This window comes from Neisseria viridiae (assembly GCF_962747995.1).
GTDB classification, from domain to species: Bacteria; Pseudomonadota; Gammaproteobacteria; order Burkholderiales; family Neisseriaceae; genus Neisseria; species Neisseria viridiae.
This window is the reverse complement of the sequence record NZ_CAUJAJ010000037.1, coordinates 1-2025: the sequence shown is the minus strand read 5'-3', so window position 1 is coordinate 2025 and position 2025 is coordinate 1. Positions and strand designations below refer to the sequence as shown.

Sequence of the window (2025 nt, the reverse complement as noted above, 5' to 3'; positions counted from 1 at the left end):
AAAATTTGCCGTAATGGTATCAGCAATCGGTGCTGCCGTTCTGTCGGTTATCGTGTTGATGCAAGGCTTCCGCATGGCTTTTAGCATGGTTAAAACGGCTAAATAACTGAAAGGGTAGGACATGGGGTATCGCGTCGGATTGCAATGCTTTGCTACAACGGAAGAAGCGCATGATTATGTATTGTCTCAAGTCCTACCTACCGTAACGGCGGATGGCAAAGTCGTTCGCCCTTACAAAAACGGCAAAGACTGGTATTTGAATAATCAGAAAATCAATTTAAGCTTTCCGCAATGCGACATAGCCGAACAAATACAATTCGGCGTATTGGTAGGCGCGCCGTTCATAGTCTTATTGGTTATTGTATTCGGTATCAGGATGATAAAAAGGCTGATTGAATCAGTTACGGAGAATCAAGGGGGTGGAGATGATTGATTTTTGGTTTTTATACGGATTCGGCGCGGTCTGTTTGGCATCGCTGATATTTTTTTGATATTCAAAAAGGGTATAATCCCGACTTTCTGCAACCGTTACGAAAGTTAGGACTATGTTTATTTCAGAATACCATTTAATTCAGTTTCAAACTGGCTCACATGTTTACAGGGACTTGCCGCAGGCGTTGATTTATTACAGGGAATTGATGAGAAAAGGTGTTTTTAAAGCTCATTTTTCTTTTGATATTTTTAGAAATTTCTTTCATAGATATGATAGTGATTTTATAGAAATTCAGTTTTCCGATGCTTCAACTCTGCTAATTAAATTAGATGAAGCTAAATGTTATGTATCACATCCACGAACGAAGTTTTTTAAAGATTATTCTATGTTGTAGCCTACTTATATCAGTTAATGCCTTTGCTGAAGGTCCTGTTGGATATTTTGAACGAGTCGAAGTCTATGATGATGGTCGATATAAAGGTATTAGAGGAATTAATAAGAGTACCCCCTATCAACATGGTAGAGTTTGGCAGGGGGTATTTGATAGTTATACTGGGAAATATACTATTTTTGATTGGCAAGATTTAAGAGTTCGCCATGCTAAAACAGGACTAACTTCATCTTCTAAAGTTGCTGCAACAATTGAAGCAACCGTCTCTCGCCAAAGCGTCCTATCAGGCGCATTTGGTCTAGTCAAAAAAGGCGCAAAACTTGCTGTTAGTAGTCGCGGTAATCTTTACCTTGGCGGCGCACTGTTTGCCTACGAAGCTTATCAAGCCGTCAAAGGTGATTTAGAAAGCCAAGGTTATTATTACGACGAAGCCAAAGAAGAATTTTATAAAGAATGGCCGGCTAGAAATTGTATTTGGTTTAGAGACCAAAACGATGTATTTCATGAATTCTCATGCTATCGCGTTGATAGTTCGGTTCTAACAGCTTTTAGAAAAGGTGGTCAAAGCTATACTGAAGCCGAACAAATTATGAATAGTCAAATGGAAAAATTGGCTGCTACTTTTTGGGAAAAACGCAAAAAGGAAATTGATGGATATTCAGGTTCTAAATTTTGGGAATATTTCTCTTTAGATAAATGTGAATTTAATTTTAATGGTGGTTCTTGTTATGTAAAAAGAGGTAACGATATCAGAAGTCCAATAAGTTTTTCTTTGAAAATGAGAGAAAAAGAAGTCCTTGACAATCAAAAATTCTTACAAATCGCAACGCCATCTATTGATAGTAATCCAACTCCATTTGTCGAAGGCACAGGAAGAACGGGATATTCCGAAGACGTTAAAGTTTCACCCGGAACAGTAGTTACCCTTGGTCCTGCGACAGGGGAGGATGGCAAACCTTTTCAGATGACTATCAATTTCAAAAAAGACAAAGATGGCAAAACAGTAGCAATTGTAACAAAAATCCCGCGTCCAGACCTCACACCGGGCAGCCATGCCGCTCCCAAAATCACACCAAACGACAAGCCCGACCCTGACGGGAAAGAAGACCGCAAAAAGGACGAAAGACCTAAAGAGGACGACAAGCCAAAGGAAGACGGAGGTTTGCTCTGTAAAGTGTTTCCGAACATTTTGTCTTGTGAT

At 39.4% G+C, this 2025-nt stretch carries 2 protein-coding genes; both read left to right on the top strand.

The features are described from left to right. The first annotated feature begins 121 nt into the window (after positions 1–121). Positions 122–433, top strand: coding sequence for a hypothetical protein (locus Q9J79_RS10260; RefSeq protein WP_304685323.1), 312 nt, complete (start codon positions 122–124; stop codon positions 431–433). 344 nt (positions 434–777) lie between these two features. After that, positions 778–2025: IgG-binding virulence factor TspB family protein (locus Q9J79_RS10255; protein WP_301912064.1), on the top strand; the 1248-nt coding region annotated here is incomplete at its 3' end.